The organism is Kordia sp., from assembly GCF_050633145.1.
Classification (GTDB): domain Bacteria; phylum Bacteroidota; class Bacteroidia; order Flavobacteriales; family Flavobacteriaceae; genus Kordia.
In genome coordinates, this window is sequence record NZ_JBOEFY010000011.1 from 1 (window position 1) to 17,005 (window position 17,005).

Genomic DNA, 17,005 nt, shown 5'->3' on the forward strand with positions numbered 1-17,005 from the left:
ACCATAGCAACTATTAAAATTGTTTTTTATGGAATTACCTTCCTTACTGTGTTACTGATTTGGATGCGCTTTTCATTAAAGAATCGATTGGTAATGCTCAAAGAATTTCTATCGTCTTCATGGATTAGTTTATTGTTCTTGTTCATTATTGGACTTTCCTTGCCAAAAGCACCACAGCTCAATTCGATTATTGTAGATTTATATTACCATCCATTTTGGTTTGTGTTTGTATTGCTTTTAGCATTTGCGCCTATATATTGCATTGTACTTTCACACTATCCGACGTATTTTTTTCTATCAAAATCCAATAGAAAATTTCAAGATAAAGATTGGAAAATGTCTAAAATCTTTAGCATATTCGGAATTATATGGTATAAAAACAAAGACACAAAGAGCGACCCAAAAAGCATTGCTTATGAGAGTAATTTGAGTTTTTTACGTCGTGTCATTGGTGTATTCTTTTATTCCGCAATATTTTATATGGTTGCCTATACGGCAGATACTAACTTTGGATTCGGCACGGAATTGAGTGGATTTGTACCGCTGTTATTGATCAGTTTGATTATTTGGCTATATGTGTTGAAAAATAAAAAAGACAAATGGCGTTTGTATTATAAAAGCGGATTGGATGAAGCTAACGATTCGGCGATCGATTTGTCTGTTGTAAAAACCAAAGAACAAAAACTCAACAATCCTATTACAACGTACATAATTTTCCTAATTATAACCTTAGTCGCGCATTTAGCCCTGTTCTTTTTATTAATATGGTCTACACATCCTTACAATTACATCACCGTAATTTTAAGCTTAGTTTGCATCACATTTCAGGCAATTACATATACGTATTACAGAACGTTTAGAACTTTATTTAAATATTCGTTTTTCAATTCAGCAAATGATGCTGTCATTAATAGTTTCCCGTTAATGTATGATGAAAAAGATCCACGTTCGCAAGAAGAAAAAAAGCAAGCCGTTATTACAATGTTTGAAAAGAATGATTTTTTTGGACAAAGTAAACTCTATAAAAAACTATCCAAACTTAGAATTGGTGACTTGAGTTTAGGCGCGGCAAGTAACAATATTATCTTTTTAAAAGTGATCTCTTATTTTGGAGTTGCCAACTTGTTATTTTTACTGGCAATTAATATTGTTCCAACCGCTGCCATGCATGTGAATGCAATTATTATTATTGTATCTGCCTTTTTCTTGTTGTATGGTGTTATTGTGATCATTTTAAAGCATTTTATGTATTACAATTTGTCGGAAGAAGATTTTGCCAAAAAGAATAAATCAAAATTTCGCTTTACAGTGTATGTTGGTTTGCTTGTGTTGGTTGTACTAAATTTTTTATCAAGACATAATGAAGGTACTGCCAATAATTTATTTGATTTAGCTCCAATTGAAGAAACTGTTGATTCGAATACAATCAATTTAAGAAAGTATATTAAAAATTTACCTGAAACTCGCTATTATATAGGTTGTTATGGAGGCGGAATGAAAGCCAATGCATGGACAATGACCGTATTGAATGCCTTAGATAAAGACAACACATTGTACGATAAAACAGTTTGTTTATCAGGTGCTTCTGGAGGAACAATTGGTTTGGTAAATTATTCAGCCATTAAACATGAAAATGACAATTTACAATTCCGCGATTCAATTATATCTAAAATTGGTACAGAGAATATTTTGTCCATGGATTTAACGCATCTTTTAGGACGCGATTGGTTTCTGCACATGCTAGCGCCAATTAACTTAATTGGTATGGATCGTTCTACTGCAGCAATGTACACGTATGCACAATACGTGAATAACGATATTACGAAAAAGGAATTTATGTCAACTTCATACAGACAGTTTTGGTATGATATGTACAAAAAAAGAAATCAACACTTTCCTATACTAATTAGTAATACGACCAATATTAAAGGGCGACAAGGAATGGCAGTCTCTATTCCTTTAGAAGACGACAATGCAAAAACAGCTTTGTATTTAGGTGCAGATGATATTTTGGATTTAGGCAATGATGAAACACTGAGTTTCTACAATGCAGCTTCTACTACAAATCGATTTCCTTTAATTAGTCCAGCTGCAACTATTGAAGGCATAGGGCAATTTAATGATGGTGGTATTTACGAAAATTCGGGTTTGTTGTCTGCTTTTAAATTGTATGAAGCAATTAATGAATTGGATGCTACCGCAAAGGATAAAAAGACTGTTTTTATTAATATAATTAATGATAAATCGGCGTATGTAAAATCTGTAATGGATTCTATTATGGCAAATTGCAATGGTGGAATCATCAATAAATCCAATGAATTTTCTGCAATTTTAAATTCAGTTGCCGCTACCGAAATGTTTCCAGGTTATATAAAAGATAAATTAAATTTCTTGGAAAAGAAACACAATAATTTCACTTTTGAAAACATCTACTTACCGCATAAATTTGACATGGACGATGTACTCGCTATCTATGGAAAAAAGATAAAAGATCTTGATTGTGTAGAAAGTATTGCAGCTACAATAAAGGCAAATAATGACGATATTTGGAATTTAATGAAAGGTTGTTCAAAAGAAACATTTACCATTATTGAACCCGAAATGAGTCGTGTAATGGCAATTCCTGCATTTGAATTTATGCAATACATGTTAGAACATAAACGTGTAAAAAATGTTTTGGAGAAGTTGTAGGTTCTTTTCGTTTTACTAATGCCTGAAGATAAGGGTTCGGTAATATCGTATTGTGAATTTCATAGAATGTCAAGATTAAAAAAGACCTTTTAGAAGAAAAAGAGGCACTTCTAGAAAAAAAATAAAAAGTGTAATTGATTTAATAATAGTTTCGTTTCTAACGACCATTAGGTATTCTCTTTTGGTTCAAGATAACTAAACCAACAAATCATGAAATCAGCACTTTATATAATCTTATTGGGATTCTTCTTGTTTCCATTTGGGATCAAAGCACAACCTGGAACAAGCATAGAGCTAGGAGGAACTTGTTTTTCTCCAAATCCATTAATTTTACCTTACCATTCGATGCAAAATGGTAAACCTGCATATTTTCTACCAACCGCAACAGTAGATGGTGGCGCAACAACCGTAGTTGTTCTTTGGGATCCGAATACTTTAGGAGGTATATGGGCTATACAATTTTCTGGACAGACACACTATTATAATACCAATAATACCGCTAACCCAAACTCCACCAATATTGATACTTGGCAAAATGCAATGCAACCTGGAGCGCCTTCTTGTATAAATTCAGTGACATTAGACGGAGATGGAACCATCGGAGGTAGCACGTTAAGTGTAGATAATAATGTACTTAATCGTCACATAAGAATATATCCAAACCCTAACCAAAGCATATTTATTTTAAGCTATTCTGGTGAAGAAAATTTAATAGACTTAACAATTACTGATCTTACAGGAAAACATATACAAATTATTCCTTTAAAAGATTTTACTTATACTAAAGAGATTAACTTACGTAATCTTGCTTCTGGAATGTATCTTATTAGAATACAGTCTGAAACATCTAGTGTTACTAAACGAATGATTATTGAATGATTGAAGTTTTTACAACGGTTATCATTATTAACAAGCGTTTTATTATTTTACATTATAATTTTAAACTTATCCTCTAATATGTAATAAAAGCAAAGAAATAGCATTATTACAGAAAGAATTATTGCTATTACCTGCCTGAATTTAGAATTGAAATTTTTCAGAGCAAATTTAAATCCCATTCCAATAACCAGTCCTAAAAATATTCCAATAGCCATAAATGGAGTTTGTACATCAATACCATAACTAATCATATTCAAGTTAATTCCTAGCAAAATCAAAACTGATTCCGATAGAAAAATCCAAAATATCACCTTATAGGTTTTTTCAATCATTTCAGTTAGCTATGTTCCTTGGTTGGTGCGCTTTTATTATACAAATTGTTATGTCTATTTTATTTTTTCTTTTAATATCTTTTTTATTATTCCCTCAAGATATCCTTCATATTTTACTTCACACTCTAGACTTTTCTTTTTATCATTCAAATTAGAATATATTTTCATTCGATTATTGCCTAAAAAAACGATACCTATATGAGGTGTATTATCATTTATAATATGTCTCCTTGCTCTTGATAAAATAAGAACAGATAATCGTGTTCCAATTCTCAATAATTCATCAAGTTTGATATTTCTCATTTCTTTGATCAATCTAATTGCATCTTTATCAGCTTGATTAGGTTCTATAGAAAATAATTTATTACGAGTTTCTTCTGTTAAATTCCAGCTCTCAATGAACTCACCTTTGATTCCTTCTCCTTTTTCGTAGTATTTCGCTAGTTCGCCAAGTTCTATTTCGGAAAAATGCGTCTTCATTACTGAAGGCATTGATTTTTTTAGTACCCAATTGATTATTATTTCACCTTGTCTTTTAAGGTTAGTACTTGAAATTTCAAAAATAGGGCAATCATCCCATTCAAAAACGTATTTTGGAATTTGTCCACTATCAAATGGGTAAATTTTACAACTCCTATTTTTATGCTTTAACTCAATATTAGATTCGAACGTAAAAAGAGGTTCAATAGTTATTTTATTGCTTTCTATTTTAAGTAATTCATCATAACTCTTATTGAGTTCCGATTGTAAAAATTCTAATTCTTTTCTCATTAAAATCTCGTCTTCTTTCTAATTAGGCATAACGTTTTGGCTAAACCGTATTTTAATGCAGTCTAGTTGTTGTTGTTGTGTCGTTTTTTATTTATTATATATAAAATTGGTCGGAATGTCAAATTGCGTTTTGGATTGAATTGTTTCTTCTTCGTTAACAGTATTTAATAATCCATTAATTAATGGTAATGCAAATTTTGGATACTGATATCCATATCCAACATGTGTTTTAGTTTTGTTGTTATCAAAAACCTGGATTTTAATTAAAGAGCCATGTGATGACCATCCTATACTGTCAATATTGAAATGGAAAAAACCACTTTCGTTCAAGTTTGAATTCAATTCATTAAGTTTACTTTCAGACAATATATCTTCGTAAAAAATTACTTTTGAAATATATTCTTTATTTGGTTTTCCCCCTTCAAATGGTTTCACTTTCTTAAATGCTTTAAAAGTTCCATCGCTATTTATTTCAAGATATTCATAATGTTCTTGAAACCAACTATTACTTTTACTTGAAATTCTTATTCTTGACCAATTTATTTCCTCAAAAAGAGTTTTAGAATTATACAATTTAATGGTTTTAAAATAATCTGGTTTGTAATTAGTATCGGTAACAATCTTTTTTGATTGCTCGTAGTGCCTGTTCTTTAATCTAGCAGAAATAGCAATAGCTGAGCGGTTAATTGGGCGAAGAAATAGACTATCAGAAGTGAATTTGATTATTTCGTATTCAGAGTCAGGTATTGAATTGTCAGGGCAGGGAATAATGACAATTTTTCCGTTTTCATCCAAAGTTGAACATTCCGATTTAGGATAAATATGTTTGATCGTTAGTGTGTCATTTGATATTGTATATTCACTAAAAAAATCAAAAATGTCGCTTTTAATTTTCCCATTATTTTCAATTATGAAAGCCTCCTGATTATTGAATAACCAATCACCTTTTAATTCTTGTCCATTCAAATTGGAAGAACTAATCAATATTATTGAAACTAATATTTTAAATATATTCACGATTTTTCTTTAATGTATCACAACGTATATATAAAAGGAATTCCTGTTATTTTCTATACGTAAATATTAATTACCTAAACAACAATTTCGCAATGCGATTTTGTCCAGCCGCATACGCTGTAGAATCATTAATGAATTTAATGGTATAAAAACTTTTGTCAGATAAATGTTTCCATGTGTTTCCTGCGTCGTTGGAATAATCAATTCCTTTGAAACCTACTACAACTAATTCTTTTGCATTTCCATTTGGAACGTATTGCACACAGCTTCTATAGCCTGGATTTGAATTTTTGGCAACTACTTGCCATGTTTTTCCTCCATCGGAAGTTCTTATTTTGTTAGCTTCATTTACGTCTGCTTTGGTATAATCGCCACCAATAGCAAATCCGTTTTTCGAATCATAAAAATCAACAGAATACATTCCTGTAGTTTCAATTCCTTGTACAATTGGCGTTTCGTACACTTTCCAAGTTTGTCCTTTATCGGCAGAATATAGAATTCTACTTGCCTTTCCTCCTGTTGCAATCCAAGTTTCATCACCAACAATAGCAATGTTTGTATTGCTCGCGGCAAAGGCAGCTTCTCCTTCTTTTGCTTTTGGTAAATTATCACACGAAACTTTCTGCCATGTATTTCCGCCATCGCGCGTAATAATGATACTGATGCAACCATCTGTTGGATCGCCCATCGCAATTCCTTCTTTAGCATTCCAAAACGCTATAGCGTCATAAAATACTTTTTCATGTGTTTCTTTGTACACTAGTTTTACTTTTCCATCTTTAGAAATTTTAAAAAGCATCGCAGGATTTACAATACTAATTCCAAACGTAGTGTTATTGACATGCGCTACTGCACGAAAACTAATGTTCAATGAATCTGAAACTTTTCCTTTGAGCAGATTCGTATGTTGCTTTGTTTTGGCGTTGTACTGTGCAATTGTAGTTTTATTTCCTCCGTATACCAAATCGTTGGTAGGTGTTACTGCAATGGCTCTGATACTAATTGAATCGTTGAATATTGGCACAATTTCCACAGTTGAGATTGCTTTTCGTGCTACTTTTTTCTCTTCTATTTTTTTTGAGGTTCCACAAGAAAAAAGTAATAGTACTATAAAGATTGAAATAATAGAACGCATAGTTAAGATTTTTTAGAGGAAATGAACGATTTACCAACAGCTCTTATAGAAATAACATTCAGTGGAAATTCCATAAAAACATGCACAAAACTTAAGAATAAAAGTAAGGTAAATCCAATTTTATAATTGTACATATACAAGGCTACAGAACCAATCCACAATGCCATAATGATGATAGATCGTTTTTGTGTAAGCTTTTTATGCCAGCCAATCACAGATGTTTTAGAGAACCAATTTAGATAGTGATAAGTGTATGCAAAAGCTATAAAGATTTGAATTTTTATAAATATGATGCCCGTAAACGAAAATGTAGTTCCATCGGTTAAACCTATAACTTGTGAAAGTTTGGCATTTAAAACATAAAATATATTGTCCTCATAAATCATTTGCGTTTCTATTCCTAAAATATAATCAAACGTATCTACAGACAGTAAAACGATTAAAAAAGGTACTAAAAACATGAGTATGATGTTAAAGTATCCTATACGACTTTTCGATTTTAAATTCCCATACCACATAAACATGATGGTAAAGAAATACACATGAATTACCGTTGGAAGTAGTATCCCTACAATAAGATGATATAAAGGAACAAAGTGAAATAATACTGCTAAAATAAATCCTATTGTCAATGCGATATACTGATGTCGTTTGTTTTTAAATACAGTAAAAGCGACTGCCGCTATGATAGCAATAAACAAACATCCGTTAAAATACGGCGGAAGTGTATTGATGATAAACAAAGCTGTTTCAGACCTAGCAAATTCCTCTGTTGCAAACACTTTCACTAACGGCGGAAATGACACCAATAAAGCCGCAATAACGACTAAATAGATCCAAAGTTTGCTTGCTATAAAGTATTGTTTGTCACGAATCCAATTGATTTCCGTTAAGTAATGTAATGGTCCTAATACAGCATAGGCAAAGAGAAAGAGTTCAAAAGGCAAATAATAAGCCAGTAGAAAAGATATGACTATCAACCCTGTATTTAAAAGATCTATACTTCCTGTTTTCATTCGTTATTTCTCTGTGATTAGTTCTGTACGATGGAATTCATCAAACAATCATATCGATTGATACGTATTTGTTTGTTAAGACCATTTCCGTAATGCTTAAAAATAGAAAAAGCTTCGTAGACTACGAAGCTTTTCCTTATGAATTTAAGAATTGAATCTTAGTATGTTATTCAATAATCATTTTCTTAGTATCTACTTTTTTACCATCTACATATAATGTGTAGTAGTACATACCAGAAGATAATGATCTAGTATTGATATCTAATTCTTGATCTCCTTTTTGTGGTAAATCTACTGTAGAAATTACTTGTCCCGCAGTATTTACAAAAACGATTGCAGCGTCACCTGTTAATTCTTGTGGAATGAAATAACGGATTGAAGATGTATCGTTAAACGGATTTGGAATATTTTGATATAAAATTGCGCCACTTCTCGATGCATTTTCTGGATTAACAATTGATAATGTACCATCACATGCACATACTTCTATTGCAGCAACTCTGGTTAGTAAATCATCAATTTGTGCTTGTTGTGCTGTATTTTCTGCTTCTAATGCAGATAATACTGGAGATAAATCAACATCTACTGAAGTTCCTCCTTCAATAGCAACTGTTAATGTGTTTCCTGATAAAGTTGCAGAAGTTAAGTTTTGATCATCAGTTCCTGTTCCGTCTTGTAATGGAGCTAAATCAACTCCAGTTCCACCAGAAATATTTAAAGTTGTTCCTGCTAATGATAAGTCTTGAGAATCAGTTCCAGTTCCATCTGCAAGAGATGATAAATCGACTCCAGTTCCACCACTAATATTTAAGGTAGATCCTGACAAAGATAAGTTTTGGCTATCTGTGTTGTCTAAGTATCCTGATAAATCAACTGTTCCTGCGCTTCCTGTAATACTTAAAATATCTGAAGAAACTGAGATTGCTTGACTATCTGTTCCTGTTCCATCTTGTAATGGAGATAAATCTACTCCTGTTCCGCCAGAAATATTTAAGGTTGTTCCTGATAAAGATAAATCTTGCTCATCAGTATTATCTAAATATCCTGATAAATCTATAGTTGTTGCACCACCAGAAATACTTAACACGTTTGCTGCTACAGATAATTCTTGACTATCTGTATTGTCTAAGTATCCTGATAAATCTACCGTTCCAGCATCTCCAGTAATACTTAATACGTCACTAGAAACTGAAATTGCTTGCGAATCTGTATTATCTAAATATGGAGATAAATCTACTGTTCCTGCATCTCCTGTAATGCTTAATATGTTTGTTGCAACTGAAATTGCTTGCGCATCTGTATTGTCTAAATACGGAGATAAATCTACTGATCCACCATCTGTTAAACTTAATGTATTTGTAACCAATGATAAATCTTGTGTATCTGTATCAGTGTCCATCATACCTTTCCACTGTGTTCCATCCCAATAGAATGAATTATCTGTTTCAGTATCATATACAACCATACCTTCATCCGTTGCTCCTAAAGAACTTCCAAATGCAGTTCGTTGAGCAGTAGTCATACGGTTTAAATGCAAACCTTTTGCTGTTCCTGTTAAGTCTAACGAAGCATTTGCGTTTGGTGTATCTGTACCGATACCAACACTTAATGGATTTGTACTTCCACCAAGTACCATCGTATTGTCATTTACTGCAGTTGCGGCATTACCAATGGCAATAGCGTTTGTTCCTTGTACGTTTGCAGCATTACCAATAGCAATGTTATTTGTTGGATTTAAAGCACTTGGATCAGTAGAAGAAGCTGTATATCCAATTACAATGGCTCCATCATTTTGTGCTATTGTTGTAGAACCTATTGCAATTGCAAACTGATTGTCTACATCTACATCACGTCCAATACCAACCACATCATTTTCTGCAACATTCACACGATCACCAATACCAACTGAGTAATCAGCTAGCGTACCCATGTTTCCTAAATATCCCATCATCACAGAATTTTGTCCTCTAACATCATGGTCGTGTCCTAAAGAAATTGAATATTGTCCATCGATAAATGCTCTGTTACCAAATCCCATAACATTATTATTACTTACAGTAATGTCGTACCCATAAAACACGGCGTTAGAACGATTTGTGTTATCAAAATCTGCTAAAGATCCCATACCAACATTATATTGCCCTTCTCTGTTTGAAAAACCAGTAGAAAAACCTACGTATGTATTATGGTTTGCATTTGAAGTATTATTTGTACGGTTGTTATCCCAACCTGCTTGTGCTCCAATGAATGTGTTATAATCTGCCCATTCTGTAGCTACACCTGCAGCGGCACCAACCATTGTATTGTAAATACCATCTCCAATATCAATGGCAGCAGAATCTCCAACTCCCGTGTTGTGGTGACCATCATCAACGTCACTCATAGACTCACTACCAATACCAGTGTTTCTATATCCTACATCAGATGAAATACCCACTTCGTTACCTACGAATGTTTGTTTGTAACCAGTGGTGTTACTAAAACCTGCATCTTCTCCAATGAAGGTGTTTTCGTAACCAGTTGTGTTGTTTGCTCCAGACTCTTCACCGACGAATGTGTTATCATAACCAGTCGTGTTATTTTCTCCAGATTCAGCTCCGATAAAAGTGTTATCTCCACCTGTGGTTGTCAAACGACCAGCTTCATAACCCATGAATGTGTTATCAAAACCAGTAGTGTTAGAATATCCAGCTAGATATCCAATAGCGACAAGTTCACTTGTTGTAACACTTCGTCCAGCACTGTAACCAAATAGTGTTACTCTAGATCCTGAAGTAATGAAACTACCTGTACTGTCTCCGTAGAATGTGTTAAAGTCTCCAGAACTAATGGAAACTCCCGAACCAGTCCCCATGGTCTCATTTAACGTTTGTGCTTGCATGCCTGTTACACATAACAGACTAATTACGAACACAATAACGAGGGGTAATTGTTTTCTCATAATAGAATTGTTGTTAGTTTATTTTATGGTATTTCAAATATACTAAATAAAAATTTAACATATATTCAAATATAATTAACTAACTATTAAGATATATCCGTAAATACACCTGTTTCTTCAAAATATGTGTCAACTGTTCTATTTTATTCACAATTGGTAGTTTTTAGATTGAATAATTCTTTTATATTGCACTGAAAATTAACCTAACCCTACATGCAAAAAACTAAAAAAATTAGTAGTTGGATACTCTTTGTATTCGTATTTTTAGTCTATGCAATTTCAGCTCCAAACACCATTGCTTTCTGGGATAGTTCTGAATTTATCACTAGTAATTATACACTCCAAGCATCGCACCCACCAGGCGCACCTTTTTACACTATTTTGTGTAAAGTTGTGTTGTCATTTTTTCCTGCAACCAAAGCTGCACTCATTACTAATTTAATTTCTGCCTTTTTTGGAGCATTGACAATTACACTGCTATTTAGAATCACTATAAATATTGCAGAACGCATACTTTCTGCAACAAAAAATAAACTTGAACCTATACTTGTATTACTTTCTGGAATTACAGCTGCATTGACACTTGCTTTTTCAGATAGTTTTTGGACTGCTGCTACCGAAGCAGAAGTCTATACTTTATCATTTGCTTTGATGACAGGAATGATTCATATACTATTATTATGGGAACGAACTTTAGATAAAAGAAAAGAAGTTAAATTACTTTTCTTTTTTGCCTTTCTTTTAGGAATTTCTACTGGAGTACACTTGATTTTGATAGCGATTGTTATTCCACTTTCTATTTTAATTGCACACAAAAAGTTTGGACTGACAATTAAGAGTTTTATAATCGCCATTTTACTTGGTTGTATTGCTTTCTTTTTTATCTATGGATTTGTAGTACAGGGAAGTATCAAACTAGCAAATTCCTTAGATGTTTGGTTGGTAAATTCGTTTCAAATGTCTTTGAATAGTGGAGTTATCATCATGCTTATATTGATTTCAATGCTACTTAGTCTTGCATTATTATTCTCGCGAAAGCGACAAAAAATAACACTTCATCATACAGTATTAGGAATTGTTTTCTTCTTGATTGGAATGAGTTCATTTTTTATGTCAATTCAACGATCTGAAGTAAATACGTTAGTTGCAGAAAGTCTAAAAAATAGTAATAAAATGCTACAATATGTCCGTGCAGAACAATTTGGCATTTCCGCAATCCCATTGCTTAAAGGACCTGTTTTTAATGCTCCTTTAGACAAAGATGTAGGTTTTATTGATGGAAAACCTGCTTACTCTTATAATTCCAATTCAGAGAAATACGAAATGGTACATGATGGTAAATTTAAAGAAGTAAATTATTCTGATGAATTCACCATGTTTTTCCCTCGAATGTTTGATAAAGGTGATGCCGAAAAGTACAAAGCTTGGACACCTATTTTTGGAGAACCTATTAACTATCCTGTACAAGGAGAAATGGTGACCATTAATAAACCAACTTTTACAGAAAATATTAGCTTTTTTATCAATTATCAAATAGTTTGGTTGAATGCTCGCTATTTATTCTGGAATTTTATCGGAAGACAAAACGATCATCATGGTTTAGGTTATATTAAAGATGGAAATTGGATAAGCGGTATCAATGCTATTGATAAAAGTCGTGTTGGAGATACTTCTTTGATGCCTGAACATTATAAAAATCATAAAGGAAATGATGCGTATTACTTTTTACCATTTATTCTAGGTATTTTGGGTATTATTGCCTTGCGAAAACACAAACACTATTTTTGGACAACTTTGCTCCTATTTCTAACGTTTGGCATCGGAATTACTATTTATGTGAATCCTGTACCTTCAAGTATTTTGATTCGTGAACGCGATTATATTTTTATTGGGTCATTTGTCATTTTTGCACTTTGGGTTGGACTTTCTGTTATATTCTTAGCACAAGCATTACAAGCAGTTAAAAATCAAAAGGCACGTATTGGTATTGTTGCTACACTGGTACTTTTAGCTGCTCCAATACAACTTTTAGCCAAAGGTTGGGACAATCACCAACGCGGACATGATAATTTTGCTTATAATTTTGGAAAAGCCTACTTAGATGCTTGTCCGCCACAATCTATTTTAATTACCAATGGAGATAATATGACATTTCCACTTTGGTATTTACAGCAAGTAGAAGGTTATCGTACAGATATTCGTGTCATCAATTATGATCAACTAAATATTGAGACACATATTAACAATTTAAAGAAAGTGTATTACGACTCAAAACCTCTTAAATTGAATCTCAATCATGATTTCTATGTAAGTGGTGTTGAAAAATTAATTCCACTACAAGAAGAAACAAAAGATGCTGCTGTACTGCCTATTTTGTTTGAGTTTTTAAAGAAAGATGATACACGAATTAATTGGAATGGTCGTATGCGACACTATATTCCATCAACAACATTTTCAATTCCAATTGATACAACACGCATCAAAAAGCTATTTGATCCTCAAAAACTAAATGCTTCTTATACTTCCGCTATTACTTGGAACCATGCAAAAAAATTCTATGGATTAAATGAAATTGTTTTGATGAATATTTTGATGAACAACATCAATGAACGTCCTATTTGTTTTGTTAGCAATGGAAAAAAACGTCATCAAATTAGTTTGGAACCTTACTTAATTCAACATGGTTTGGTAAATGTTTTAGCGCCTATTCAGCGAAAAAATCCGCAATTAAATCCAAAAATTGTAGCTACGGATATGATGTATCCGTATATCATAAATAAAGTACAGTTTGAAGGTCTAGATGGTGATTCAGGATTTATTCGTGATGAAAATACAACTTATGCGCGTGAAATTTTGCGTCAAAACTATTATTTCCTTGCGCAAGCGTTGTTGGAAGAAGGACAAACTAAAAAAGCTATAGAAGTCTTAGATAAATGCACAACTCTTTTCCCTAACAAAACAATTCCATACGAGCAATATGCATATGCAATTGGAAGATTGTATGTCCGTGCTGGAAATGCACAACAAGGAACTGAGATTTGTAAAACTGCCATGAAAAATATTTGGGACGAATTGCAATGGATGGTTTCTTTTAATCCGCCATATCCAATCATTAATTTACGTCATGCATATCGCTTAAAAAACATGTATTATCAGATGATGCAACAATTCCCAAGCGGCATTCAAAATGCTCCGATAAGCGAACAAATGTTTCGTGAGTTTGATACCGCTTTTTCAACTTGGCAAAAACGAAATTGGCCATATTAATTCCCCTAAGTATGTTATTTTCAACCGAAGTTACTTCCTCAAAAATCATATCCGATAATCCGCTGTTTCAACGGACACTAAAAGCATATCATTTGGTAGCACCACATATTCATGGAAATGTACTCGAAATAGGTTGTGGCGAAGGATATGGAGTGGAATTGTTGTATAAAAACGCTGCCCAATTGACTTTAATTGATAAATCGCCATATACCGCAGATTTAATCAATAATAAATATCCAAACACAACTATTATTCAGGAAAAAATTCCGCCATTAACACAACTAAAATCAAATAGTTTTGATGTGATAGTTTCTTTTCAAGTAATTGAACATATTAAAGATGCCTCCTTATATTTAAAAGAAATTCGTCGCGTATTAAAACCAAATGGAAAAGCTTATATTTCTACACCAAATGCGTTGAAAACTATTGCTAGAAATCCTTGGCACTATAAAGAGTATACGTTTGAAGATTTGGAAGGTTTATTTAAGAATATTTTTGAACAGTATACAATTCAAGGAATACAAGGAAATGCAAAAACAACTGCTTATTACGAAAAAAACAAGAAATCTGTAGCACGCTTTTTACGCTATGATATTTTTAAGTTAGAACATAAAATTCCTTCTTGGTTGTTGCAAATTCCTTATGAAATTGCCAATCGTATGAATAGAAAAAAATTGCTGAATAAAAACCCTGATTTAGTCAATAGCATTACGTTAGCTGATTATTCTCTAGCTGAACATTCAGAGGCAACGCTAGATTTCTTTTGCACGCTTACNNTTTTAGTATTTAGCAAAAAAAAGCTCCACAAAATTATCTGCGAAGCTTTTAAAAATCATAAAACCAATCTCTACTCCAATTGCAGTGTCTTAATATCCGCAATTAATTGTTGAACAGCCGTTTTATTTAAGCCGTTGTATATTCCTCTAATTTGTCTGTTCTTATCGATTAAAACAAAGTTTTCCGTGTGTAAAAAATCGTCGTCGGTTTTGGTTTCTCCTAAATCTTCTTCTACAAAATAGTAGTTTCGACCTAAGTCGTAAATTTGAGAGCGTTCGCCAGTTACTAAGTGCCATTTTTTACTGTCAATTCCTTTATTTTTTGCATAGGCTTTTAAGACTGGAACTGAATCCATTTCTGGAGTTACCGAATGTGATAAAAGCAAGACCTCATCGTCATCTTTAAATTCTTGCTGTAAAATATCCATATTGGCAGTCATTTTTGGACAAATTCCTGGGCACGTCGTAAAAAAGAAATCTGTGATATAAATTTTATCTTTGAATGTAGTTTCTGTAATTGTTTTTCCTTCCTGATTTGTGAAACGAAACGCAGGAATTTGATGAAACGTCTTTTGTGCAGTTGTTCCTTTTTCAAACCAATAGGGCGTAAAAGATGCTTCTTGATAATATGGTAAACTTGCTACGCGACTTCCCAATTTACCTTCTGTCTTTTGACTGCAACTAATTAACAATAAACAACTGATTGTCAATAGCAATATATTATTTTGTCTGTACAATTTCATTTTGTAATTCATAACACAGTCCTGATCGTTTTAAACCAAAAATTCGTCCGTTTTTTGCTTCATAATTGTTATATAATTTTCCATTTTTACGCCATGCTTGCTGCAAACCTTCTTCTTTTCCATTAACAATAATGAGTCGTTTTAATTTTTCGCCCGTTTTATACCATTGTTCTTGAATTCCATTTACAACTCCATGTGTATGATTTGAAATAGAACGCAAATTTCCATTTTTCCACCACGTTTTAGAAGTTCCGTGTTGCTTTCCTTTGACATAGTTGGCTTCAAAACTTAACAAACCATTTGGAAACCACTTTTGACGTAATCCGTTACGTTTTCCTTCTACGTACAGTGTTTGCTCTGCTATGACTCCATTGTTGTATGTATCCTCCAAAACACCTGTAAACAATTCATTTTTAAAATAATACAATCCAATATTTTGTTTCAGTGTAAGCAAATCTTTAGAAACAACTACCGAAGCGTTTGGGGAAGTTACTTCGGCAACAGTTTCCTTTCCTTGAGATTTTTGCTGGCAAGAAACCAACAAAAGGAGCATCCCAAGAAAAATTAAAAGACTACTGTATGTTGCTTGCTGTTCCTTGATAGTTTCCTGGAAATAAGATATAATACGCATTCAAATAAAGTTCATTTTGTATGTGATAGTGATATTCTGTTTCAGTCGTATGTTGCGTAGTGCTTTCATGTCCACCTGAAGCATCTAAATCTGTAGGATACGTTCCTGTTGAATTACATTTACGTCCATACAAGAAAAATCCATCAGCAATAATTCCAATCAATTTTTCATCATCATCCGACCATGCTTTAGGCTCTAAGTGATAATGGTAACTTTGTGGTCCTGTATGCGCTGCGGTATAATCTAAAGAAGGCAATGCACTATCAATAGGCACATTTGGACCTTCTTGATCATTATAAATTACAGCTCCAGAAACCGCAATTCCTATAGCGCCTAAACCTGTGGCACTAGAATTTGAAGCCAAAGTTGGACTTGCTGAAACTGTTAGTGAATACGATCCGTTAAAATCATCAATATTTCCTGGTGCCATATCATCATAAGCTGTTACTGTTGGTGCTACAAATAATGGATGATTTTCTGCTACTGCTGGTGTTCCTGGTCTGGTTGTAGTACTTGACCAATATGGAGATGTATGATTTGGTCTTCCATTGGTTTCTATTTCAACGTTTGTACCGTTCAACATTATAGTGACATTATCTGTATCAAATTCGTTAAAAGCATCATGCAAAGTAGCGGTACTTCCTCCATCATCAGTTGGCGTTGTGGTTGTGGCATCATCATCACTTCCGCAAGCAATTATAAAAACTACTGAAACTACTACCAAAAGTAGCATTGTAAAAGGTTTTCTGTTCATGTTGTTAGGTATTAAATTATTATTTATCTTAATAGAAGCACGTAACTTCTTA

12 protein-coding genes are annotated in these 17,005 nt (G+C 32.9%); 4 read left to right on the plus strand and 8 right to left on the minus strand.

Annotated elements, in window-relative coordinates; all coding sequences use genetic code 11:
• A partial coding sequence (locus ACRBBL_RS05765; protein WP_431368071.1) for a hypothetical protein occupies positions 1–2,691 on the plus strand: 2,691 nt, incomplete at its 5' end.
• A 210-nt stretch (positions 2,692–2,901) separates the two neighbouring features.
• Complete coding sequence (locus ACRBBL_RS05770) at positions 2,902–3,570, plus strand: T9SS type A sorting domain-containing protein (protein WP_431368072.1); 669 nt, start codon at positions 2,902–2,904, stop codon at positions 3,568–3,570.
• A gap of 386 nt (positions 3,571–3,956) precedes the next feature.
• Here the strand turns inward: ACRBBL_RS05770 and ACRBBL_RS05775 are convergent, their stop codons facing one another.
• The 5 genes from ACRBBL_RS05775 to ACRBBL_RS05795 form a co-directional block, all read right to left on the minus strand.
• Positions 3,957–4,673 (minus strand): hypothetical protein, encoded by a 717-nt coding sequence (locus ACRBBL_RS05775; RefSeq protein ID WP_431368073.1) that lies wholly within the window; start codon positions 4,671–4,673, stop codon positions 3,957–3,959.
• Positions 4,674–4,760: 87 nt separating this feature from the next.
• Complete coding sequence (locus ACRBBL_RS05780; RefSeq protein WP_431368074.1) at positions 4,761–5,690, minus strand: hypothetical protein; 930 nt, start codon at positions 5,688–5,690, stop codon at positions 4,761–4,763.
• A gap of 70 nt (positions 5,691–5,760) precedes the next feature.
• On the minus strand, positions 5,761–6,825 hold the full coding sequence (locus tag ACRBBL_RS05785; protein WP_431368075.1) for a WD40/YVTN/BNR-like repeat-containing protein: 1,065 nt from the start codon (positions 6,823–6,825) through the stop codon (positions 5,761–5,763).
• Between the two features lie 2 nt (positions 6,826–6,827).
• On the minus strand, positions 6,828–7,841 hold the full coding sequence (locus ACRBBL_RS05790; RefSeq protein WP_431368076.1) for a hypothetical protein: 1,014 nt from the start codon (positions 7,839–7,841) through the stop codon (positions 6,828–6,830).
• A gap of 166 nt (positions 7,842–8,007) precedes the next feature.
• On the minus strand, positions 8,008–10,782 hold the full coding sequence (locus ACRBBL_RS05795) for a T9SS type A sorting domain-containing protein (protein ID WP_431368077.1): 2,775 nt from the start codon (positions 10,780–10,782) through the stop codon (positions 8,008–8,010).
• 213 nt (positions 10,783–10,995) lie between these two features.
• Between ACRBBL_RS05795 and ACRBBL_RS05800 the strand changes: the two genes are divergently transcribed.
• The gene (locus ACRBBL_RS05800; protein ID WP_431368078.1) at positions 10,996–14,049 is read left to right on the plus strand and encodes a protein O-mannosyl-transferase family; all 3,054 of its coding nucleotides are present in this window, start codon (positions 10,996–10,998) and stop codon (positions 14,047–14,049) included.
• Positions 14,050–14,060: 11 nt separating this feature from the next.
• On the plus strand, positions 14,061–14,824 hold a 764-nt coding region (locus ACRBBL_RS05805), incomplete at its 3' end, for a class I SAM-dependent methyltransferase (RefSeq protein WP_431368079.1).
• Between the two features lie 72 nt (positions 14,825–14,896).
• Here the strand turns inward: ACRBBL_RS05805 and ACRBBL_RS05810 are convergent.
• From ACRBBL_RS05810 to ACRBBL_RS05820, 3 genes are read right to left on the minus strand one after another with little or no spacing between them, the layout of a single operon-like run.
• Positions 14,897–15,568, minus strand: a complete 672-nt coding sequence (locus tag ACRBBL_RS05810) for an SCO family protein (protein ID WP_431368080.1) — start codon at positions 15,566–15,568, stop codon at positions 14,897–14,899.
• Positions 15,546–16,199 carry a toxin-antitoxin system YwqK family antitoxin gene (locus tag ACRBBL_RS05815; protein ID WP_431368081.1) on the minus strand — a complete coding sequence of 218 codons (654 nt, stop codon included), beginning with the start codon at positions 16,197–16,199 and terminating at the stop codon, positions 15,546–15,548. Before ACRBBL_RS05815 ends, ACRBBL_RS05810 begins: the two co-directional genes overlap by 23 nt.
• Positions 16,141–16,953 carry a YHYH protein gene (locus ACRBBL_RS05820; RefSeq protein ID WP_431368082.1) on the minus strand — a complete coding sequence of 271 codons (813 nt, stop codon included), beginning with the start codon at positions 16,951–16,953 and terminating at the stop codon, positions 16,141–16,143. Before ACRBBL_RS05820 ends, ACRBBL_RS05815 begins: the two co-directional genes overlap by 59 nt.
• Positions 16,954–17,005: the final 52 nt, after the last annotated feature.